The organism is Rhizobium sp. BT-226, assembly GCF_025847085.2.
Lineage (GTDB): Bacteria > Pseudomonadota > Alphaproteobacteria > Rhizobiales > Rhizobiaceae > Rhizobium > Rhizobium sophorae.
In genome coordinates this window covers 84110-104705 of sequence record NZ_JAOYTI010000005.1, presented here as the reverse complement: position 1 = coordinate 104705, position 20596 = coordinate 84110, and the positions used below count along the sequence as shown (strand labels likewise).

The window sequence follows — 20596 nt, the reverse complement described above, 5'->3', positions numbered from 1 at the left end:
TCATTCGACACTGGTAGAAGCTCGATGAACGCTGCCTTTCAACAAACCGCCACGGACAGCAAAACCGGTGATGCGCCCGCCATTCTGGGAATGCGCGGCATCTCCCAGATCTTTCCGGGCGTGAAGGCGCTCGACAATGTCAGCATCGCGCTGCATTCCGGCACGGTGACCGCGCTGATTGGCGAAAACGGCGCCGGCAAATCGACGCTCGTCAAGATCCTGACCGGCATCTACAGGCCGAACGAAGGCGAGATCCTGGTCGACGGCCAGCCAGTGACCTTTGCCAGCGCCCAGGCCGCAATTGATGCCGGCGTCACCGCCATCCATCAGGAAACCGTGCTGTTCGACGAGCTGACGGTTGCCGAAAACATTTTCCTAGGCCATGCGCCGCGCACGCGTTTGCGCACGATCGACTGGCGGGCGATGAACAGCCGCGCCAAGGCGCTGCTGACCGCGCTCGAAAGCAATATCGATCCGACGATCCGGCTGAAGGACCTCTCGATCGCGCAGCGTCATCTGGTGGCGATCGCGCGCGCGCTGTCGATCGAGGCCCGCATCGTCATCATGGACGAACCGACGGCAGCCCTTTCCCGCAAGGAGATCGACGATCTCTTCCGCATCGTCCGCGGCCTGAAGGAAAAGGGCAAGGCGATCCTCTTCATCAGCCACAAGTTCGACGAGGTCTACGAGATCGCCGACGATTTCGTCGTCTTCCGCGACGGCCGCGCCGTCGGCCAGGGCCGGCTCAAGGAAACGCCGCAGGACGAGATCGTCCGCATGATGGTCGGCCGCGACGTCGAGAATGCCTTTCCGAAGGTCGATGTCGCCATCGGCGGCCCGGTTCTCGAGATCCGCAATTACAGCCACCGCACCGAATTCCGCGACATCTCCTTCACCCTGCGTCAGGGCGAAATTCTCGGCATTTACGGCCTGATCGGCGCCGGGCGTTCGGAACTCTCCCAATCGCTCTTCGGCATCACCAGGCCGCTCTCGGGCACCATGATGCTCGAGGGCCGCGAAATCACCATCCATTCGCCGCAGGACGCGATCCGCGCCGGCATCGTCTATGTGCCGGAGGAACGCGGCCGCCACGGGCTGGCGCTGCCGATGCCGATCTTCCAGAACATGACGCTGCCGTCGCTTACCCGCACCTCGCGCCGGGGCTTCCTCAGGGCGGCAGAAGAATTCGCGCTCGCCCGCAAATTTGCCGAGCGGCTGGACTTACGCGCCGCAGCCCTTTCCGTCCCGGTCGGCACGCTGTCGGGCGGCAACCAGCAAAAGGTCGTCATCGGCAAATGGCTGGCGACGGCGCCGAAGGTCATCATCCTCGACGAACCCACAAAGGGCATCGACATTGGTTCGAAGGCGGCCGTGCACGGCTTCATCAGCGAACTCGCCGCCGAGGGTCTGTCGATCATCATGGTCTCGTCCGAACTGCCCGAAATCATCGGCATGTCGGACCGCGTCCTGGTGATGAAGGAAGGTCTCGCCGCCGGGATTTTCGACCGCGCCGAGCTGTCGCCGGAAGCGCTGGTGCGCGCTGCCACCGGCAATGCATGAGGCCCGCAATGCATAAGGTAAGAGCATGGCAAGACTGATCAGAAAACGCGAAACCCTGCTGTTCCTCATCATCGTCGTGATGATCGCGATCTTTTCGACGCGCGCTGCCGATTTCGCAACGCCGGAGAATCTCGCGGGCATTTTCAATGATACCTCCATCCTGATCATCCTGGCGCTCGCGCAGATGACGGTCATCCTGACGAAATCGATCGACCTCTCCGTCGCCGCCAACCTCGCCTTCACCGGCATGGCGATCGCGATGATGAATGCCGCCTATCCCGACCTGCCGCTCGTCGTGCTCATCCTTGCCGCGATCGTCATCGGCGCCTGCCTCGGCGCCATCAACGGCTTTCTCGTCTGGGCGCTCGAAATCCCACCGATCGTCGTCACCCTCGGCACGCTCACCATCTATCGCGGCATGGCCTTCGTGCTCTCGGGCGGGGCGTGGGTCAACGCTCACCAGATGACGCCGGTCTTTCTATCGGTGCCGCGCACGCCGATCCTCGGCCTGCCCGTTCTCGGCTGGGTCGGCATCGTCATCGTGCTCTTGATGTATGTCCTGCTCCGATACACCCAGTTCGGCCGCTCGGCCTATGCGACCGGCGGCAATCCGACTGCGGCCGTCTATGCCGGCATCGATACGGGCTGGACGAAATTCCTGGCCTTCGTTCTGTCGGGCGCGCTGGCCGGCCTTGCGAGCTATCTCTGGGTGTCGCGTTATGCTGTTGCTTATGTCGATATCGCCAATGGCTTCGAGCTCGACAGCGTCGCGGCCTGCGTCATCGGTGGCATCTCGATTGCCGGCGGCGTCGGCTCGGTCGCCGGCACCGTGCTCGGCGCGCTTTTCCTCGGCGTCATCAAGAATGCGCTGCCGGTCATCGGCATTTCACCCTTCACGCAGATGGCGATCTCCGGAACCGTCATCATTCTCGCCGTCGCCTTCAACGCCAGGCGTGAGCGCAACCGCGGCCGCATCATCCTGCGCGACCGCGCCGCAGCCGAGATCAGAACGGAGGCCGCAGCATGAGCATCGTGTCCACACACGAAAAGCGGGTCATTCCCGACCGTCTCGGCACACCCTTCCGCCGCATTGTCGCGAGCTGGGAAGTACTGCTCTTTGCCGTCGCCGTGCTGATCTTCATCTTCAATTCGCTCGCCTCGCCCTATTTCCTCGATGCCTGGAACCTTTCGGACGCCACCTTCAATTTCACCGAAAAGGCAATGATTGCCTTCGCCATGGCGCTGCTCGTCATATCAGGTGAGATCGATCTGTCCGTCGCTGCGATCATCGCGCTCGCCTCGACGGCAATGGGCGCGGCAGCGCAAGTCGGCATCGGCACACCGGGCCTGGTTGCGATCGGCATCGGCACCGGCCTTGCCTGCGGCATCTTCAACGGCGTGCTGGTCTCGGTGCTGAAACTGCCGTCAATCGTCGTCACCATCGGCACGATGAGCCTTTTCCGCGGCATTTCCTATATCGTGCTCGGCGACCAGGCCTATGGCAAATACCCCGCCGATTTTGCCTATTTCGGCCAAGGCTATGTCGTCTGGGTATTCTCCTTCGAATTCGTGCTCTTCATCGTGCTGGCGATCCTCTTCGCCATCCTCTTGCACGCGACGAATTTCGGCCGGCAGGTCTATGCGATCGGCAACAACGACTTCGCCGCCCGCTTCTCCGGTATTCCGGTCGAACGCGTCAAATTCATCCTCTTCCTGCTGACCGGCGTCATGAGCGGCGTTGCCGCCGTCTGCCTGACCTCACGCCTCGGCTCGACCCGGCCGTCGATCGCCCAGGGCTGGGAACTCGAGGTCGTCACCATGGTCGTGCTCGGCGGCATCTCGATCCTCGGCGGTTCCGGCACGATCGTCGGCGTCGTCATCGCCGCCTTCGTCATGGGCCTCGTCACCTTCGGCCTCGGCCTGCTGAACGTGCCCGGCATCGTCATGTCGATCTTCATCGGCCTGCTTCTCATCATCACCATCGCCATCCCGATCATCGCCCGCCGCATCAAGGTCATGAGCTCCCGATGACTTTAGAAAAACACGCCTTCAAAATGCAGCTCAATCCCGGCATGGAAGCCGAATACCGCAGGCGGCATGACGAGATCTGGCCGGAACTGGTCGATCTCCTGCACAAGTCAGGCGCCAGCGACTATTCCATTCATCTCGACCGCGAGACCAACACGCTGTTCGGCGTGTTGACGCGGCCCACCGACCACACGATGGCGAGCCTGCCGGACCATCCCGTCATGAAAAAATGGTGGGCTTATATGGCCGATATCATGGCGACCAATCCCGATAATTCGCCGATCCAGAGTGACCTGGTCACCGTCTTCCATATGCCATGAACGCCACCTCCTATCGCCGCATCGCCGTCATCGACATCGGCAAGACCAATGCCAAGGTCGTCGTCCTCGACAGCGAGACGGGCGCCGAGATCGCCGTCCTGAAGCGGCCGAACATCGCGATCAAATCCGGTTTCTATCCGCATTACGACGTAGAGGCTCTCTGGTCCTTTGCGCTCGATGCGCTGAAGAGCCTTGCGCGCGAGCCTGGCTTTGACGCCATTTCGATCACCACCCATGGCGCATCCGCAGCACTCCTTGGCCGAGACGGCGCGCTTGCCATGCCTGTCATCGACTATGAACACGAATATCCGCAGGAAATCCGCGACGCCTATACGCGGCTGCGCCCCTCTTTCGACGAAACCTTTTCGCCGCACCTCACGATGGGCCTCAATGTCGGCGCACAGCTGCACTACCAGAAGACCGTCTTTCCCAAGGAATTCGTAGAGGTTGCGACCATCCTCACCTATGCGCAATACTGGACGGCGCGGCTGACGGGTGTCGCCGCCAATGAGCTGACTTCGCTCGGCTGTCACACCGACCTCTGGAACCCGAGGGAGGGCCACTATTCTTCGCTCGTCGACAGGCTCGGCATTCGCGACCTGATGGCGCCGATCCGTTCCGCCTTCGATGCGCTCGGCCCGGTCCTCCCTGATATCGCCGCAGAGCTCGGCCTTGCCGCGCCTGTGCCGGTCTATTGCGGCATTCACGATTCCAATGCCTCGCTGCTGCCGCATCTGGTCCATCGGGAAGCGCCCTTCGCCGTCGTCTCCACCGGCACATGGGTCATCAATTTCGGCGTCGGCGGCGATCTCGATCATCTCGATCCGAAACGCGATGCGCTCGCCAATGTCGATGCTTATGGCCGCGCCGTCCCCTCCTCGCGTTTCATGGGTGGCCGGGAATTCGAGATCCTGTCGGCCGAGATCGGCCTTGTCGACGAAAAAGCCGCTCAGGCGGCAATCGGTCCCGTCATCGGCAAGGGCATGATGCTCCTGCCGAATATCGCCTCCGGTTCCGGGCCTTTTCCGGGAAAGGCAAGCCGCTGGATCGGCGCCGAAGAGGCAAGCCGCGAGGAGCGCTCTGCCGCTGCCTGTCTCTATCTCGCCTTGATGACCGATGCCTGCCTCGGACTGGTCAGCGCCAAGGGGCCAATTATCGTCGAAGGGCCCTTTGCGCTGAATGGGACCTATCTCAAGCTGCTGGCCGCCCTGACCGGCCGCGAAGTCATGGCCCTTCGGGGCTCGACCGGCACCAGCCAGGGGGCGGCCCTTCTCACCGGCATCCGGCCGGTATCGGGCGCCGAAACGCATATTCCGCCGACCGATATCCCGGGGCTGGCCGCCTATCGCACCCGCTGGTACGCGGCGATGGAATAGCAGTCTTTCCAAAAGCGACCTTGTTCGTCCCTGCCTTCTCGTTAGTGTGGCACCTCGAAAATCATGTCGAGGAGATAGCATGACAGAGAGATTCGATCCGCGCACCCTTGCAGCCAGGCTTCACAGCCTGCGACACGCCGGCCGGCAGGAGGCAACGGACACTTTCGCGCTGCCCGCCGATCTCCATCAGGCGATGGAGGCGCAGAATTTGCTCACTGCTGCAGACCATATTTCGAGTAATGCCTGGAAAGTCACGGTCTCGCCGCAGGGCCAGGCGGTCACCGCTCCGTTGTATCCCTATGCCAAAGCCGTCTCGGGCGCTGACATTCCCTGGTATCCGGGCCTGAAATTCGAGACCGAGATCGCCGTCCGTCTCGGCGGCGACCTGCCGGTCCGCGCGGGTGTTCCCTACAGCCGCGCCGAGGTGGTCGAGGCGATTTCCGCTGTTTATCTCGGCGCCGAGCTGCTGGTCAGCGCCGTGAAGGAAAGCGGCAGCGTTTCGTTTCTGCTGTTCGTCGCCGACCGGCTCGGCAACAGCGGCTACGTGCTCGGCCCGGAGGTCGACAAAAGCGTCGTCGATACCGCCGCCGGCACACCGCTCAAGGTCACCCATGCCGGCCGCACGATCTATGATGGTCCGGCGCAGCATCCGAAAGGCGACGTTCTCACCTGGCTCGTCGATTATGCCAATGACGGCGTGCGCCCCGAGACATCGCTAATGGCCGGTGCGCTGATCACGACGGGCACGTTGAGCGGCGCGATCGAACTGACCGAACCCGGCGAGATAGACATCATGCTCGGCAATGCCCACCTCAGCTTCTCTGTGTCGAAGGATTGATTTGACGCCGCTTTCCCCGGATTCGGGCCGATCTGGTGCCGGATTGGGAATTGCCATCCGCTTCCGCCTGCGGTAATAAACTTGAGTATTAGTTGAAAGTTTAACTCCGGCGCATGGCCGGAGGCGGAAGTGGAAATGACGTTTCAACCGCGGATGCAGAACAAGATCCAGGGCTTCTCCGTCATCGGCGGTGTGCATCGCCGGCTGTGGAACGGCATCGTCGCCGATGTCTGGGATGTGGAATGCGCCTCCTATGCCGGCGGCTATTATGTCTCGCGCGACCCGCGGCTGTTCATCATGCTCGACAAGCGGGGACCGGGCAATTCGCGTATCAAGCTCTCGCCGAAGGCGCAGGGTGCAATTCAGGATACGGAAAAACGGCCGATCTCCTATGTACCGGCCGGCATGGAAGTCTGGGCCGATCTGACCGACGTGCATTCGGTGCGCCATCTCGATCTCCATTTCGACGCCGACACCATCAGCCGCAGGCTAATGGAGGATATCGATCCGCGCCGTCTGGAAAGTCCGCAGCTTCTGTTTTCCGATGAGCGGGTGTTGTCGCTGGCACAACTGGTCGCCGCCGAATGCCTCAATCCGGAGCCGCTGCACGATCTCTATGGCGACGGCCTGGCATTGGCGCTGATCATCGATGTCCTGAAGATTGTCAAGGCGATGCCGCGCAAACGCAGCAAGTTGGCCTCCTGGCAGCTTCGCCGCGCCACCGAATTCATCGAGGAAAACTGCTTGCGCAATATCCGCCTCGAGGAACTCGCCGGCCTCACCGGCCTGTCGCAATCGCACTTCAGCCATGCCTTCAAGGCCTCGACCGGCATCGCCCCGCATCAATGGCAGACCAATGCCCGGCTCGATAGGGCCAAGCGGCTGCTTGTCGAAAGCGAAAATGCGTTGACCGCAATCGCCGCCGAAACTGGCTTTGCCGATCAGGCGCATTTTACCCGTGTGTTCCGCAAGCATGTCGGCATTACGCCGGCGAGTTGGAAGAAGGCGCAAGTTGCCTGATTGCAACGCTTAACGGGCAATTGCTTGCAACGCGGAGAATTGCCCAAAAACGTTCAATTTTCCCCGATCGCGACAATCCACCCCGGTAAAACTGAGTTAATCACTCATCTTATTCAGGGCTTCGCCGCACGCTAAGTATCGCGCGGCACGAGTGGGGTATAGGACATATGAGCGGGCAGACCAGGGGTCTCATTTTCAAGGTAAATCTATTGGCAGGCGTTGCGGTCGCCGGTCTGATCGCGGGCCCCGCCGCGGCACAGGAAGCGAATTCGACTGAACTCGCGCCGATCGTCATCCAGGGCGGCGGCAACACCGCCACCAGCCCTGTCAAAGGCTATGTCGCCAAGAACTCCTCCGCCGGCTCGAAGAGCGACACTCCGCTCAACGAAATCCCGCAATCCGTCTCCGTCATCGGCACGGAGGAAATGGACGATCGCGGCATCACCAACAAGATCGACGAGGTGTTGCTCTATACGCCTGGTGTCACCGCGCAGCCTTTTGGCAACGACGGCGATACCGACTGGTTCTATATCCGCGGCTTCGACGCGACGCAGACCGGCGTCTTCTTCGATAATCTCACGCTGTTCAGCTATGGCTTCGGCGGCTTCCAACTCGATCCCTTCATGCTGGAGCGCGTCGAGGTGCTGAAGGGTCCGGCCTCCGTGCTTTACGGCGGAGCAAACCCCGGCGGCATCGTAAATCTCGTCCGCAAGCGCCCGCTCGACGAGCCGCTCTTCTATACCGAGATCGGCATCAACAGCAACGGCAACGCCTTCACCGGCTTCGATGTCTCCGACAAGGTCGGCTCCAGCGGAACGATGAGTTATCGCATCACCGGCAAGGTTGCCGGCGGCGACAATTATTCGGATTTTTCCGAGGATCTGCGCGGCTTCATCATGCCGCAGCTCACCATTGCGCCGGATGACAGCACCAGCCTCACCGTCTGGGGCTACCTCGCCGGCCTCGACCAGGTCCATACCGGCAACGGCTTCTTCCCCTATGTCGGCACTGTCGAGGATGCGCCGTTCGGCAAGATCGACCGCGACGCCTTCTATGGCGAGCCTGACATCGACGACGGCAGCTATGTGCAGAAGATGATCGGTTACGAATTCGAACATGAATTCGACAATGGCATCAAGTTCTCGCAAAACCTCCGCTACGGCCATCTCGACAAGCATGAGATCGGCCCCTACCTGAACGGCTGGGTCGGCGGCGTGCCGACGGGTCCGGACTATCAGTTGGCGCGCATCGGCTTCGAAGGCCGTTCGGGGGTCGATAGCTTCTCGATCGACAACAGGATCGAAGGCGAGACCGAAATCGGCGGCGCCACGCATAATCTTCTCGTCGGGCTCGACTACACCTATTATCGCCTGGAAAATTGGCAGGCCTGCTGCGGCTCCAATTCGATCAGCGCAACCGATCCCATCTATGGCACGATACAGGGCGCCAATTTCGTCTATGCGGACGGCGTCGTTACCAAGAACCAGATCGGCGTCTACGCCCAGGATCGGATCCATTTCGGCGATGGCTGGCTGCTGACGCTCAACGGCCGCTACGACTATGTCGATATCGACCAGGACGCCGTAATCGGCACGACCTACAGCACCAACGACAGCGCGCTCAGCGGCCGCATCGGCCTTGCCTATGAGTTCGACAACGGCCTGACGCCCTATGTCAGCGCCGCGACTTTCTTCAACCCGCTTGTCGGCACCGGCGTGTCCGGCGCTCTTGAGCCAGAGGAAGGCGAGCAGTTCGAAGGCGGCATCAAATATGAGCCGACCTTCATCGACGGCTCGCTGACGGCGTCGATCTTCCACATCACCAAGCGCAACAACACGGTCACCAATCCGGCAACCTTCGCGCAGAGCCAGCTCGGCGAGGTGGTTTCGCGCGGCGCCGAACTCGAGGGCAAGGTCAATATCAACGAGAACTGGAAGGTTCTCGCATCGCTCGCCTATACCGACATGGAGGTGATGGAGAACGACGCCAATCCGGCGCTGGTCGGCAATTCACCCTATATCGTCCCGAAGGTGACCGCCTCTCTCTGGATCGACTACACGCTGACGACAGGGACTTTCGAGGGCATGAGCTTGGGTGCCGGCGTCCGCCATCAGGGCTGGTCCTGGGCCGATGAGGCCAATACCGAGAAAGTGCCGGCCGCAACGCTCGTCGACGCTGCGATCCGCTACGAGAAGGAAAACTGGGGCGCCTCGCTCAACGTCGCGAACCTCTTCGACAAGGAATATGTCAAGGGTTGCGGCGGGCTGACCGTCTGCGGTTACGGCGATGCCCGCACCGTCACCTTCAAGCTCAGCAGGAAGTGGTAAGTTGACAATCTTAGTTTAGTTTTGCAGGAACCTGTGGGGAAAGGGAGGGCCTGCCCTCCCGAACCCGTTGCAGCGCCGAACCTGGAGCAGACCATGCCTTCGCCTTTCCTTGCCCTCTCGCGGATAGATTATGCCATCGGGCCGAAATCCATCCTGTCCGGCATCGACCTGACGCTTGAGCGCGGCCGCATTTACGGACTGGTGGGGCCGAACGGGTCGGGCAAGAGCACTCTGTTGAAGATCGTCGCCCGCCAAGTCGGGCCGAAATCCGGCGCCATCTCCTTCGACGGCAAGCCGGCGGGTGACTGGGGCAGCCGGGCCTTTGCCCGGCACGTCGCCTATATGCCGCAATTCACGCCGGCGACCGACGGGATGACCGTGCGGGAACTTGTGGCGCTCGGCCGTTTTCCCTGGCACGGCACGCTTGGCCGCTTCACCGCGATGGATCGCAGCATGGTCGAAGAGGCGATCATCCGCACCGAACTCGAGGATTTTGCCGATCGTCTCGTCGCCAGCACGTCCGGCGGCGAACGCCAGCGCGCCTGGATCGCCATGATGCTCGCCCAGGACGCCCGCTGCCTGCTGCTCGACGAGCCGACGTCGGCGCTCGACCTCGCCCATCAGGCCAGCGTTCTCTCGCTGGTCAAGGAACTCAGCCATGAACGCGGGCTGACCGTCATCATCGTGTTGCACGATATCAACCTCGCCGCGCGCTATTGTGACGCGATCATCGCGCTCAATCGCGGCCGGATCACGGCCGAGGGCACGCCCACCGAGATCATGCAGGCCGATACGCTGCAGTCGATCTTCGGCGTCGGCATGGGCGTCTTCCCGCATCCGGTTCGAAACGAACCGGTCAGCTATCTGTTGTAGGCCATGGCTTTTTTGGCGTTCTTCTCCCGCAGGCAGTTTCTGGCCGCTGCGGCGGCCTCGCTCTCCGCCCCCGCGCGTTTGCGGGCGGCAGAGGGCCTACGCGTCGCAACGCTCGACTGGGCGCTGCTCGAAACCCTGCTGGCAATTGGCGCGAACGTCGTTGCGGCGACCGAACTGCGGCAATTCCGCGAGGTGGCAGTCACGCCTGACGTGCCGGCCACGACCGCCGATCTCGGTCTGCGCGGCACGCCGAATTTCGAGGTGCTGCGGTTTGCACGGCCGGACCTGATCTTCAACTCTAACTTCTATGCTTGGGCAGACGAACGCATGCGCGGGGTCGCACCTGTGGAAAGCCATGCGATCTACACGCCCGGCCAAAGCCCCTTTGCGCTGGCCGAACAGGCCACAGTTGCAATCGGCGAGCGTCTGCAGCTTGCCGCAGCGAGACAGTTGACCGAAGAGCTTGCAGCCCGGCTCGACCGCTACCGGGCTGTCTTTGCCGCCGGCGACGGACGGCCGGTGATCCCGATCAATCTCGGCGATGCCCGGCATTTCCGTGTCTTCGGCTCCGACAGCATGTTCGGCGAGGTGCTGAAACGCGTCGGTCTCACCAATGCCTGGCAGGCTCAGACCAGCTACTCGGCCGCAGCTCCCGTCGGCATCGAGATATTGGCATCGATGCCCGACGCCTGGATCGTCATGATCCCGCCACAGCCGGCCGATGCGCTCGCCACGCTTTCAGCCAGCAGCTTCTGGAATGCGTTGCCGGCCGTGCGCGAGAAACGCGTGCTGATGCTCGGCTCGATCAACCCCTATGGCGCACTGCCGGCCGCTGCCCGTTTTGCCGATCTTCTGGCGGAGGGGCTCAGCCATGCATGGAATGGTTAGCCGCGCCAGGCCCGCGCGAAGCTCGAGCACGCCCGTTATCGGCATGATCCTGGCCTTACTCTGCATCATTGTCTTCGCACTCCTCATCGCGACACGTCCCGAGGTTCCGCACGACGATGCCGATGCGGCCATGCTGAACGGGGTGCTGCTCTGGAACAGCATCATGCCCCGGGCTGCGTTGGCCCTGATCGCCGGCGCCGCGCTCGGCCTTTCCGGCACATTGCTGCAGCGTGTCCTGCGCAATCCGATTGCCGATGCTTCCACGCTCGGCATTGCCTCCGGGGCGGAACTGGCAATGACGGCGGCCATGGGCTTCTCGCCCCTGCTCATCGGATTTTCGCGCGAGATGGCCGCCTTCGGCGGCGGGCTCGCGGCTGTTGCCATCGTGCTGGCTTTGAGCTGGCGGCGCGGGCTCGATCCGGTGACCGTGGCACTCTCCGGCCTGATCGTCAGCCTGATCGCCTCGGCCCTCAGCGTCACGCTGATCCTTTCGCGCGGCGAATATGCCATGTCGATCTACATCTGGGGCGCCGGTTCGCTCAGTCAGCAGGATTGGAACGGCGCGCGCTCGCTCGGGCCCCGGCTTATCCTCGGCTTTGCCGCCGCTCTTTTGCTGGTGCGGCCGCTCCGCATCCTTGCCCTCGACGACAGCGGCGCCAGGAGCCTCGGCCTTGCCCTGCATTCGACCCGCCTGGCGATCGTCGCGCTCGCCGTCTGGCTTGCCGCCTCAGTGATATCAGTGGTCGGCGTGATCGGCTTCATCGGGCTCGCCGCCCCCGCAATCGCAAGGCTTGCCGGCGCGCGCAGCACCGGCAGACTGATGCTGACAGCTCCGCTGACTGGGGCCGGCCTGCTCTTCCTGACCGATTGCCTCACCCAGATCCTCGGCCCCGGCTTCACCGATCTTGCCCCGACAGGAGCCGCAACCGCCCTGCTCGGCGGCCCCTTATTGCTCTGCCTGCTGCCGCGCGTGCATTCCGTTTCGGCCGTTGCCGCCCAGTCGAATGCAGCGCTGAACAGGCTCGTTAGGCCGCTTCTGGCTCTTGGCGCACTCTTTATTGCCCTCGCCCTGATCTTTGCCATCGTCCTCATCCTCGGCCCAGCCGAGGACGGCTGGCATGTTGCGACCGGCTCGCTCTTGACCGATCTCCTGCCCTTCCGACTGCCGCGAACAATCGTGGCGGCCGGGGCCGGGGCCATGCTGGCGGCAGCCGGCTTCATCATGCAGCGCGTCACCGGCAATCCGATCGCCAGCCCCGAAGTGCTGGGCGTCAGCAGCGGTGCCGGTGCGGGTCTGACCGTGGCGCTCTGCCTCTTCGGCTTCCCCTCGCCCGTCATCATGCTGCTTGCCATGGCGCTCGGCGCGCTGGCCGCCTTCCTTGCGATGATCGCCATATCAGCCCGCGCCCAATTCTCGCCGGAACGCATGCTGCTTGCCGGCGTCGGCATCGGCGCCTTTGCCATGGCGATCGTGACGATCGTGCTCGCCCAGGGCGATATGCGTGGCTATATCCTGCTCACCTGGCTTTCCGGCTCAACCAACCGCGCCGGCGCCTTCGAAGCATGGACGGCCATCATCTCGCTCGTCGTGCTGACAGCGCCCTTGCCCTTCCTGAGCCGTTGGCTGACGATCCTGCCGCTTGGCGCCGGCCCCGGCCGCGCTGCCGGCCTTCATGTCGGGGCAAGCCGACTGACGCTTGCCGTCCTCGCCGCGCTGATGACGGCGATCGCCTCCTTCCTCGTCGGGCCGCTCAGCCTGACCGGTCTCATCGCGCCGCATCTTGCCCGCCTTGCCGGCTTTCGCGCCCCAGGCCACCAGCTGACAGCGAGCCTTCTCTTCGGCGCCGGCGTGCTCATGGCGGCCGACTGGCTGTCGCGCGTCGTCATCTACCCCTACCAGGTGCCGGTCGGCCTCTTCGCGGCCCTGATCGGCGGCCCCTATCTCATCTGGCTGCTTTCGCGAAAGGAGGTTCAGCAATGATGGCGGAAGGGATTAGTGCCTACGCCTTCTCGCGGAACATCTCGATGATCGCGGAAAAATCCTTTCCGCCATTGCCCAGCTTCTCGAAGAGCGCAAAAAGCTGTGCTGCTTCCGCGCCGAGCGGCGTGGAAGCGCCGCTCGTCAGCGCCGCTTCCTGGGACAACCTCAGATCCTTCAGCATCAAAGCCGCGGCAAAACCCGGCTTATAGCCGTTGTTGGCGGGCGAAGTCGGCACCGGCCCCGGAACCGGGCAATAGGTATTGAGCGACCAGCATTGGCCTGATGAGGTCGAGGCGACGTCGAACAGTGCCTGATGCGAGAGCCTGAGCTTCTCGGCGAGCACGAAGGCTTCGCAGACGCCGATCATCGAAATGCCGAGGATCATATTGTTGCAGATCTTCGCTGCCTGGCCGGCGCCGGCCTCGCCGCAATGGACGATCTTCTTTCCCATCGCCTCCAGGATCGGCTTTGCCTTGGCGAAGGCGTCTTCCGAGCCGCCGGCCATGAAGGTCAGCGTGCCGGCGCTCGCCCCGCCGGTGCCGCCGGAGACCGGGGCGTCGAGCGACAGGCAGCTTGCGGCCTTGGCCATCTCATGCGCCGTGCGGCTGCTTTCGACATCGATGGTCGAGCAATCGATGACCAGCGTGCCTTGCGCGGCGGACTGCAGGATATCGGTCCAGGCCGTCAGCACGTGTTTGCCCTGCGGCAGCATGGTGATGATGATCTCCGCGTCCTTGACCGCCTGACTGGCATGGCTTGCCGGCTTGACGCCGCTCTCCTCGGCGGCCTTCAGCACCGAAGCCGCGAGATCGAAGCCGAGGACCTCGTGACCTGATTTGACCAGATTGGCCGCCATCGGCCCACCCATGTTGCCGAGGCCGATGAATGCGATCCTTGCCATGGTCTTCTCCTATCGATTGTCTTCGAGGATCATTGCTGCCGCCTTTTCGGCGATCATGATCGTCGGCGAATTGGTGTTGCCCGAGGTGATCGACGGCATCACCGAGGCGTCGGCGATCCTGAGCTTGCCGAGCGCCCTGAGCTTCAACCGGGGATCGACGACGCTGTCCCTGTCGGCGCCCATGCGGCAGGTGCCGACAGGATGGAAGATCGTCGTGCCGATCTCGCCCGCCGCCCGCTCCAGATCGGCCTCTGTCTGATAGGCAGGCCCCGGCTTGAATTCCTCCGGCCTGAAACGGGCAAACGAAGGCTGTGCGACGATCTTGCGCGTCAACCGTATAGAACGGACAGCTATGTCACGATCGCGCTGCGTCGAGAGGTATTTCGGGCTGATCGTCGGCTGAGCGGCAAAATCCGGGCTGGACAGGTGGACCGAACCGCGGCTTTCCGGCCTCAGATTGCAGACGCTCGCGGTGATTGCCGGGAAAGGGTGGACGGGATCGCCGAACTTTTCCAGCGAGACCGGCTGCACGTGATATTGCAGATCAGGCGTTTCCCGGTCGGGGCCCGATCGGGTGAAGATGCCAAGCTGGCTCGGCGCCATCGCCATCGGCCCGGAGCGGCGGACGAGATATTCGAGCCCGATCGCGGCCTTGCCGATCAGCTTCGTCGCCTTCTCGTTCAACGTCGGAACCCCCGTCACCTTGTAGGCCAGACGCAGCTGCAGATGGTCCTGCAGGTTCTCGCCGACACCCTTGACCTCGGTGACGACATCGACGCCGGCGCGCTGGAGAACCTCCCCCCTGCCGATGCCGGACAGTTCCAGAATATGCGGCGAGCCGATCGAACCGGCCGAAAGGACGGTTTCTTTGGCGGCATAGGCGCGCTTCGCCACGCCGCGATGCTGGAACTCGACGCCGGCAACGGCGCCTTCCTCCACCAACAGGCACCGGACCTGCGCCTTGGTGAGCACGGTCAGGTTGGAGCGCCTCATCGCCGGCCGCAGGAAGGCCTTCGAAGTGTTCCAGCGAATGCCGGAGCGTTGGTTGACGTCGAAATAGCCGGAACCCTCGTTGCTGCCGCGGTTGAAATCCGCAGTCTCCGGGATGCCCGCTTCCCTGGCAGCTTGCTGAAAGGCATCGAGCACGGCCCAGCGCACGCGCGCTTTCTCGATGCGCCATTCCCCACCGGCACCATGCATCTCGTCTTCGCCGCGATAAAAATCCTCCGACTTGCGGAAGAAGGGCAGAACATCGTCCCAGCCCCAGCCGCTGCAGCCCATCTGCCGCCAAAGATCGTAATCGCGCGCCTGGCCGCGCATGTAGATCATGCCGTTGATCGACGAGCAGCCGCCGAGCACCTTGCCGCGCGGATAGCTCAGCGCCCGGCCGTTCAATCCCGCTTCCGGCGCCGTGGTGAAGCACCAGTCGGTGCGCGGATTGTTGATGCAATAGAGATAACCGACCGGAATATGGATCCAGTGGTAGTTGTCGCTGCCACCGGCTTCCAGCAGCAGCACCCGGCTCCGGCCATCGGCAGACAGCCGGTTGGCGAGCACGCAGCCGGCGCTGCCTGCCCCGACGATGATATAGTCGTAACGATCCATGCCCCGCATGAGACTCCAGATGCTTGCCGCTTCCCCCTCCCCGCGGCGCGGGGAGAGGAAGAGTCGCAGCGCCGCCGCCCGTCTCTTTCCCGGGAAAGAGTAATTCTTTCCGGAAAGAGAGAGGTCCGCCCGTTCAGCGGCGATAGACGAAGCCGAGTTTCCGCCCCAGCCGCGAGGCGTAGAATTCGCCGATGATGCCGCGGCGAAAGATCAGCACGCAGACCATGAAGACGATGCCGGTGATGATCGTCACCGGGAATTCCGAGGTGGCGAGGTAGTTTTCCAGTACCACCACCAGCCCGGCGCCGAAGAGCGGGCCGATCAGCGTGCCGATGCCGCCGAGCAGCGTCATCAGGATCACCTCGCCCGACATCTGCCAGGCGACATCGGTCAGCGTCGCGAACTGGAAGACGATCGATTTCACCGCGCCCGCGAGCCCGGCAAGCGCTGCCGACATGACGAAAGCGCCGAGCTTGTAGCGCGCTACGGAATAACCGAGCGAGATTGCCCGCTGCTCATTTTCGCGGATCGATTTCAGAATCATGCCGAAGGGCGAATTGATAAAGCGCCAGATGACCAAGATGCCGACGAGAAAGACGGCCAGCACGAAATAATACATGTTGGTCGAACTGTTCAGGTCAATGAAACCGAAGAGATGGCCGCGCGGCACCGACTGGATACCGTCCTCGCCTTCGGTGAACTCCGCCTGCAGGCAGAAGAAGAAGAACATCTGCGACAGCGCCAGCGTGATCATCGCGAAATAGATGCCCTGGCGGCGGATGGCGAAGAAACCCATGACGAGACCGAGAAACGCCGCACCCGCCACGCCGATCAGGATGCCGAGTTCCGGCGGCAGGCCCCATTCTTTCACCGTATAGGCGGTGAAATAGGCGGCACCGCCGAAGAAGGTGGCGTGGCCGAAGGACAGCAGGCCGGTATAACCGAGCAGCAGGTTGAAGGCGCAGGCAAAGAGCGCGAAGCAGAGCAGCTTCATCAGGAAGATCGGATAGAAAAAGAACGGCGCCAAGAGCAGGAGCAGCAGTCCTGCAAGCAGGAAACCCGCCTGCACCGAAAGGGCGGTTCGGCTTTTTTCCGTTTGGATGGTTTCGGTGATGTCAGCCATGTCAAGCATCCCGTCCGAAGAGGCCCGCGGGCCTGATGAGAAGCACGATCGCCATGATGACGAAGATCACGATGTTGGACGCCTCGGGATAGAAGACCTTGGTCAGGCCCTCCGCGATGCCGAGCACATAACCGGTGATGATCGCGCCCATGATCGATCCCATGCCGCCGACGACGACGACGGCGAAGACGACGATGATCATGTTCGAGCCCATCAGCGGCGAGACCTGGTAGATCGGCGCCGCGAGCACCCCGGCAAAGGCAGCGAGACCGGCGCCGAGCGCGTAGGTGAGCGTCAAGAGCACCGGCACGTTGACGCCGAAGACCTGTACCAGCACGGCGTTTTCGGTGGCGGCACGCAGGTAAGCCCCGAGTTTGGTTTTCTCGATCAGCAGCCATGTGCCGAGGCAGACCACAAGCGAGACGACTACCACCCAGCCGCGATAGATCGGCAGGAACATGAAGCCGAGGTTGGCCCCGCCGGCAAGCGCTGCCGGCGTCGCATAGGGCTGGCCGGAAGAGCCGTAGAGATAGCGGAAGGTGCCCTCGACCGCGAGCGCCAGCCCGAAGGTGAAGAGCAGGCCGTAGAGCGGATCGAGATCGTAGAGCCGGCGCAGGAACAGCCGCTCGATGATAGCGCCGGCAAGGCCGACGATAACGGGCGCCAGGATCAATGACGGCCAGTAACCGATGCCGGCATAGGTCAGCAGCAGGTAGGCGACGAAGGCGCCGAGCATATATTGCGCGCCATGGGCGAAGTTGATCACCCTGAGCAGGCCGAAGATGATGGCGAGGCCGAGGCTGAGCAGCGCATAGAACGAGCCGTTGATCAGGCCGATCAGCAGCTGGCCGAACAGCGCCTGCAGGGGAATGCCGAAGATCATCGTCATCTGGTCATACTCCCAGAACCTTGTGCAGCGTATCCATGCGCTGCGGCAGTTCACCGACCGGGAATTCCGACACCATCTGCCCATGATCCATCAGATAGAAGCGATCGGCAATACGGCTGGCGAAACGGAAATTCTGCTCGACGAGCAGGATCGTCATGCCGCGCTCTTTCAGCGTCTTCAGCACCTCGCCAATGCGCTGGACGATAACGGGGGCAAGCCCTTCCGTCGGTTCGTCGAGAATGAGCAGCCTGACGCCGGTGCGCAGGATCCGGGCGATCGCCAGCATCTGCTGCTCACCGCCGGAAAGCTTGGTGCCCGGGCTGGCGCGGCGCTCGTAGAGATTGGGGAAAAGCTCGTAGATTTCGTCGAGCGTCATGCCGCCCCCTGCCACGACGGGCGGCAGCAGCAGGTTTTCCGAAACGGTGAGCGTCGAGAAGATGCCGCGCTCCTCCGGCACGAAGCCGATGCCCCGATGCGCCGTCTTATGCAGCGGCACCTGCATCATATCGCTGCCGTCAAAGCTGATCTTGCCCTTGCGGGAGCGCACGATGCCGGTGATGGTGCGCAGCGTCGTCGTCTTGCCGACGCCGTTGCGGCCGAGAATGGTGATCGTCTCGCCTTCGGCCACGCGCATGTCGACGCCGTGCAGGACGTGGCTTTCGCCGTACCAGGCATTGAGCCCCTGGACTTCGAGGAGAGTGGCCATCAATGCTCCTCCGTGCCCATATAGGCCACACGCACACGCTCGTCCTGGCTGACAGTGGCATAATCGCCCTCGGCGAGGATCTCGCCGCGCTGCAGAACAGTGACATGCTGGCAGATATTGGCGACGACGGAGAGATTGTGCTCGACCATCAATACGGCGCGGTCGCGGGCGACCTCGCGGATGATCGATGAGACGACGCCGACATCCTCCTGCCCCATGCCGGCCATCGGCTCGTCGAGCAGCAGCACCTTCGGATCCAATGCCAGCGTGGTGGCGATCTCCAGCACGCGCTTGCGGCCATAGGAAAGATCGGCGGCGATGTGATCGCGCTCCTTGGAAAGCCCGACGCTGGCGAGCAGTTGCTCGGCGCGCTCGTTCAGCCGGTCGAGTGCCGAAAGCGGCCGCCAGAACTGTGTGGAAAGATTGTTCGGCCGCTGCAACGCCACGCGCACATTGTCGAGAACGGTCAGATGCGGGAAGACCGCCGAGATCTGGAAAGAGCGGACCAGCCCCATGCGCGCCACCTTGTCGGGCGGCGTTTTGGTGATGTCAACGCCCATCAGGGTGATGGTGCCTGAGGTCGGCTGCAGGAACTTGGTGAGCAGGTTGAAGACCGTCGTCTTGCCGGCGCCGTTCGGGCCGATCAGTGCATGGACGCTGGCATCATGCACATCCAGATCGACGTCCTTGACGGCCGTGAAGCCGCCGAAATCGCGGCGGAGACCGCGGGCGGACAAGACCACCCGCGGCTTTTCCTGAGTTTCAATTGCGGAAACCGCCATCGTGCTTACTTCACCAGATCGCAGCCGCTCTTGGCGGGATCGATATAGGCTTCCTTGCCGGAAATGGTAGCGAGCACGTTGAAATAATCCCACGGCTCCTTGCTTTCGGAGGGCTTCTTGACCTGCAGCAGATACATATCGTGGATCATGCGGCCATTGGCGCCGACCGTGCCGCCGCGGCCGAAGACGTCATCGACCGGCATTTCATGCAGTTGCTTGGCGACGGCTTCCGTTTCGTCGGTGCCGGCCTTCTGCACCGCCTTCAGATATTGCGTCACCGCCGAATAAGTGCCGGTGTGGACCATGTTCGGCATCTTGCCGGTGCGGGCGAAGAACTTCTTGGCGAAGGCGCGGCTTTCGTCGTCGCGGTTCCAGTAAAAACCTTCCGTCAGCGTCAGCCCCTGCGCCGCTTCGAGGCCGAGGCCATGGACTTCGGCGAGCGTGAACAGCAGTGCCGCCAGATGCTGGCCGCCCTGGGTGATGCCGAATTCGGCCGCCTGCTTGATGGCGTTCGAGGTGTCGAGGCCGGCATTGGCAAGGCCGATCACCTTGGCGCCGGATGATTGCGCCTGCAGCAGGAAGGACGAGAAGTCCTGGCTTGACAGCGGATGGCGGACGGCGCCGACGACCTTGCCGCCGCTCGCCTTGACGTAGTCGCTGGTCTGCTGCTCCAGCGAGTAGCCGAAGGCATAGTCGGCCGTCAGGAAGAACCAGCTGTCGCCACCCTGCTTCACGAGCGCGCCGCCGGTGCCGACAGCGAGTGCATGGGTGTCGTAGGCCCAATGGAAACCGTAAGGCGAGCAGGCCTTGCCGGTGAGATCGGTCGTCGCAGCACCCGTGACGATGTCGATCTTCTTCTTCTCCTTGCCGATCGCCTGCACGGCGAGCGCCACCGACGACGTCGTCAGTTCCATGATCGCATCCACCTGCTCGGTGTCGTACCACTGGCGGGCGATGTTGGAGGCGATATCAGGCTTGTTCTGGTGGTCGGCATCAACGATCTCGACCGGAACGTCGAGCACCTTGCCGCCGAAATCCTCGACCGCCATCTTGGCGGCTTCGACGGAGGACTTGCCGCCGAAATCGGCATAGACACCCGACTGGTCGTTCAGGATGCCGATCTTGACCTTGCCGTCGGTCGCGCTCTGCGCGAGCACCGCTGTGCTGCTCGCAAGCAGAAATGCAACTGATGCAATGAGATTCTTTCGCATATTCTCTCCTCCCAGAGATTGGCCAAATTGCGGATCTGTTCAAATTTGGCCAGTCGCACTCCTCAGAACGACGGACCCTCACCTTACGATCACGGAAATTCCGCCCTGAGGCAACGGGTGATTTACAACTAATTCCAAACAGTATCTGTTCGTTTTTGAACAGAGAAG

At 62.7% G+C, this 20596-nt stretch carries 18 protein-coding genes; 11 read left to right on the top strand and 7 right to left on the bottom strand.

Translation table 11 applies throughout. The features are described 5' to 3' along the window. Window positions 1–24: 24 nt before the first annotated feature. The 11 genes from OIU37_RS27530 (at window position 25) to fhuB (ending at window position 13211) form a co-directional block, all read left to right on the top strand. On the top strand, window positions 25–1560 hold the full coding sequence (locus OIU37_RS27530; protein ID WP_264259266.1) for a sugar ABC transporter ATP-binding protein: 1536 nt from the start codon (window positions 25–27) through the stop codon (window positions 1558–1560). A gap of 25 nt (window positions 1561–1585) precedes the next feature. Beyond that, complete coding sequence (locus OIU37_RS27525; RefSeq protein ID WP_003553868.1) at window positions 1586–2587, top strand: ABC transporter permease; 1002 nt, start codon at window positions 1586–1588, stop codon at window positions 2585–2587. Then, window positions 2584–3591, top strand: a complete 1008-nt coding sequence (locus tag OIU37_RS27520; protein ID WP_264259265.1) for an ABC transporter permease — start codon at window positions 2584–2586, stop codon at window positions 3589–3591. Before OIU37_RS27525 ends, OIU37_RS27520 begins: the two co-directional genes overlap by 4 nt. Continuing rightward, window positions 3588–3908 (top strand): L-rhamnose mutarotase, encoded by a 321-nt coding sequence (gene rhaM, locus OIU37_RS27515; protein ID WP_182208274.1) that lies wholly within the window; start codon window positions 3588–3590, stop codon window positions 3906–3908. Before OIU37_RS27520 ends, rhaM begins: the two co-directional genes overlap by 4 nt. After that, on the top strand, window positions 3905–5284 hold the full coding sequence (locus OIU37_RS27510) for an FGGY-family carbohydrate kinase (protein ID WP_264259264.1): 1380 nt from the start codon (window positions 3905–3907) through the stop codon (window positions 5282–5284). The genes rhaM and OIU37_RS27510 overlap by 4 nt, the downstream gene beginning before the upstream one ends. Before the next feature lie 79 nt (window positions 5285–5363). Then, window positions 5364–6122 (top strand): fumarylacetoacetate hydrolase family protein, encoded by a 759-nt coding sequence (locus OIU37_RS27505; protein ID WP_264259263.1) that lies wholly within the window; start codon window positions 5364–5366, stop codon window positions 6120–6122. 135 nt (window positions 6123–6257) lie between these two features. Continuing rightward, window positions 6258–7142: an AraC family transcriptional regulator gene (locus OIU37_RS27500; protein WP_264259262.1), complete on the top strand. Its 885-nt coding sequence runs from the start codon at window positions 6258–6260 to the stop codon at window positions 7140–7142. 167 nt (window positions 7143–7309) lie between these two features. Next, a complete protein-coding gene (locus OIU37_RS27495) occupies window positions 7310–9469 on the top strand; it encodes a TonB-dependent siderophore receptor (protein WP_264259261.1) in 2160 nt (719 codons plus the stop codon). Window positions 9470–9562: 93 nt separating this feature from the next. Beyond that, the gene (locus OIU37_RS27490) at window positions 9563–10342 is read left to right on the top strand and encodes an ABC transporter ATP-binding protein (RefSeq protein WP_264259260.1); all 780 of its coding nucleotides are present in this window, start codon (window positions 9563–9565) and stop codon (window positions 10340–10342) included. Between the two features lie 3 nt (window positions 10343–10345). Further along, window positions 10346–11230 carry an ABC transporter substrate-binding protein gene (locus OIU37_RS27485; protein ID WP_171604806.1) on the top strand — a complete coding sequence of 295 codons (885 nt, stop codon included), beginning with the start codon at window positions 10346–10348 and terminating at the stop codon, window positions 11228–11230. After that, window positions 11223–13211 (top strand): Fe(3+)-hydroxamate ABC transporter permease FhuB, encoded by a 1989-nt coding sequence (fhuB, locus tag OIU37_RS27480; protein ID WP_264259427.1) that lies wholly within the window; start codon window positions 11223–11225, stop codon window positions 13209–13211. Before OIU37_RS27485 ends, fhuB begins: the two co-directional genes overlap by 8 nt. A gap of 19 nt (window positions 13212–13230) precedes the next feature. Here the strand turns inward: fhuB and mmsB are convergent, their stop codons facing one another. The 7 genes from mmsB to OIU37_RS27445 all read right to left on the bottom strand — a co-directional run bounded on the left by mmsB (window position 13231) and on the right by OIU37_RS27445 (window position 20428). Next, window positions 13231–14112 (bottom strand): 3-hydroxyisobutyrate dehydrogenase, encoded by an 882-nt coding sequence (gene mmsB / locus OIU37_RS27475; RefSeq protein ID WP_180696704.1) that lies wholly within the window; start codon window positions 14110–14112, stop codon window positions 13231–13233. 9 nt (window positions 14113–14121) lie between these two features. Next, window positions 14122–15717 (bottom strand): GMC family oxidoreductase, encoded by a 1596-nt coding sequence (locus tag OIU37_RS27470; RefSeq protein ID WP_180696703.1) that lies wholly within the window; start codon window positions 15715–15717, stop codon window positions 14122–14124. A gap of 133 nt (window positions 15718–15850) precedes the next feature. Further along, window positions 15851–16840: a branched-chain amino acid ABC transporter permease gene (locus tag OIU37_RS27465; protein WP_171604804.1), complete on the bottom strand. Its 990-nt coding sequence runs from the start codon at window positions 16838–16840 to the stop codon at window positions 15851–15853. 1 nt (window position 16841) lies between these two features. Beyond that, window positions 16842–17729 carry a branched-chain amino acid ABC transporter permease gene (locus OIU37_RS27460; RefSeq protein ID WP_003547797.1) on the bottom strand — a complete coding sequence of 296 codons (888 nt, stop codon included), beginning with the start codon at window positions 17727–17729 and terminating at the stop codon, window positions 16842–16844. Between the two features lie 4 nt (window positions 17730–17733). Continuing rightward, entirely contained in the window at window positions 17734–18435 is a 702-nt protein-coding gene (locus tag OIU37_RS27455; RefSeq protein ID WP_168312197.1) for an ABC transporter ATP-binding protein, read from the bottom strand. Continuing rightward, window positions 18435–19217 carry an ABC transporter ATP-binding protein gene (locus OIU37_RS27450; protein WP_180696701.1) on the bottom strand — a complete coding sequence of 261 codons (783 nt, stop codon included), beginning with the start codon at window positions 19215–19217 and terminating at the stop codon, window positions 18435–18437. Before OIU37_RS27450 ends, OIU37_RS27455 begins: the two co-directional genes overlap by 1 nt. A gap of 5 nt (window positions 19218–19222) precedes the next feature. Next, complete coding sequence (locus OIU37_RS27445; protein WP_264259259.1) at window positions 19223–20428, bottom strand: ABC transporter substrate-binding protein; 1206 nt, start codon at window positions 20426–20428, stop codon at window positions 19223–19225. Between the last annotated feature and the right edge of the window lie 168 nt (window positions 20429–20596).

Coding starts and splice junctions, on each gene's coding strand:
- OIU37_RS27450 (WP_180696701.1), bottom strand. CDS start 19,217: ATGGCGGTTTCCGCAATTGAAACTCAGGAAAAGCCGCGGGTGGTCTTG.
- OIU37_RS27505 (WP_264259263.1), top strand. CDS start 5,364: ATGACAGAGAGATTCGATCCGCGCACCCTTGCAGCCAGGCTTCACAGC.
- mmsB (WP_180696704.1), bottom strand. CDS start 14,112: ATGGCAAGGATCGCATTCATCGGCCTCGGCAACATGGGTGGGCCGATG.
- OIU37_RS27520 (WP_264259265.1), top strand. CDS start 2,584: ATGAGCATCGTGTCCACACACGAAAAGCGGGTCATTCCCGACCGTCTC.
- OIU37_RS27445 (WP_264259259.1), bottom strand. CDS start 20,428: ATGCGAAAGAATCTCATTGCATCAGTTGCATTTCTGCTTGCGAGCAGC.
- OIU37_RS27490 (WP_264259260.1), top strand. CDS start 9,563: ATGCCTTCGCCTTTCCTTGCCCTCTCGCGGATAGATTATGCCATCGGG.
- rhaM (WP_182208274.1), top strand. CDS start 3,588: ATGACTTTAGAAAAACACGCCTTCAAAATGCAGCTCAATCCCGGCATG.
- OIU37_RS27455 (WP_168312197.1), bottom strand. CDS start 18,435: ATGGCCACTCTCCTCGAAGTCCAGGGGCTCAATGCCTGGTACGGCGAA.
- OIU37_RS27465 (WP_171604804.1), bottom strand. CDS start 16,840: ATGGCTGACATCACCGAAACCATCCAAACGGAAAAAAGCCGAACCGCC.
- OIU37_RS27470 (WP_180696703.1), bottom strand. CDS start 15,717: ATGGATCGTTACGACTATATCATCGTCGGGGCAGGCAGCGCCGGCTGC.
- OIU37_RS27500 (WP_264259262.1), top strand. CDS start 6,258: ATGACGTTTCAACCGCGGATGCAGAACAAGATCCAGGGCTTCTCCGTC.
- OIU37_RS27495 (WP_264259261.1), top strand. CDS start 7,310: ATGAGCGGGCAGACCAGGGGTCTCATTTTCAAGGTAAATCTATTGGCA.
- OIU37_RS27485 (WP_171604806.1), top strand. CDS start 10,346: ATGGCTTTTTTGGCGTTCTTCTCCCGCAGGCAGTTTCTGGCCGCTGCG.
- OIU37_RS27460 (WP_003547797.1), bottom strand. CDS start 17,729: ATGACGATGATCTTCGGCATTCCCCTGCAGGCGCTGTTCGGCCAGCTG.
- OIU37_RS27510 (WP_264259264.1), top strand. CDS start 3,905: ATGAACGCCACCTCCTATCGCCGCATCGCCGTCATCGACATCGGCAAG.
- OIU37_RS27525 (WP_003553868.1), top strand. CDS start 1,586: ATGGCAAGACTGATCAGAAAACGCGAAACCCTGCTGTTCCTCATCATC.
- fhuB (WP_264259427.1), top strand. CDS start 11,223: ATGGTTAGCCGCGCCAGGCCCGCGCGAAGCTCGAGCACGCCCGTTATC.
- OIU37_RS27530 (WP_264259266.1), top strand. CDS start 25: ATGAACGCTGCCTTTCAACAAACCGCCACGGACAGCAAAACCGGTGAT.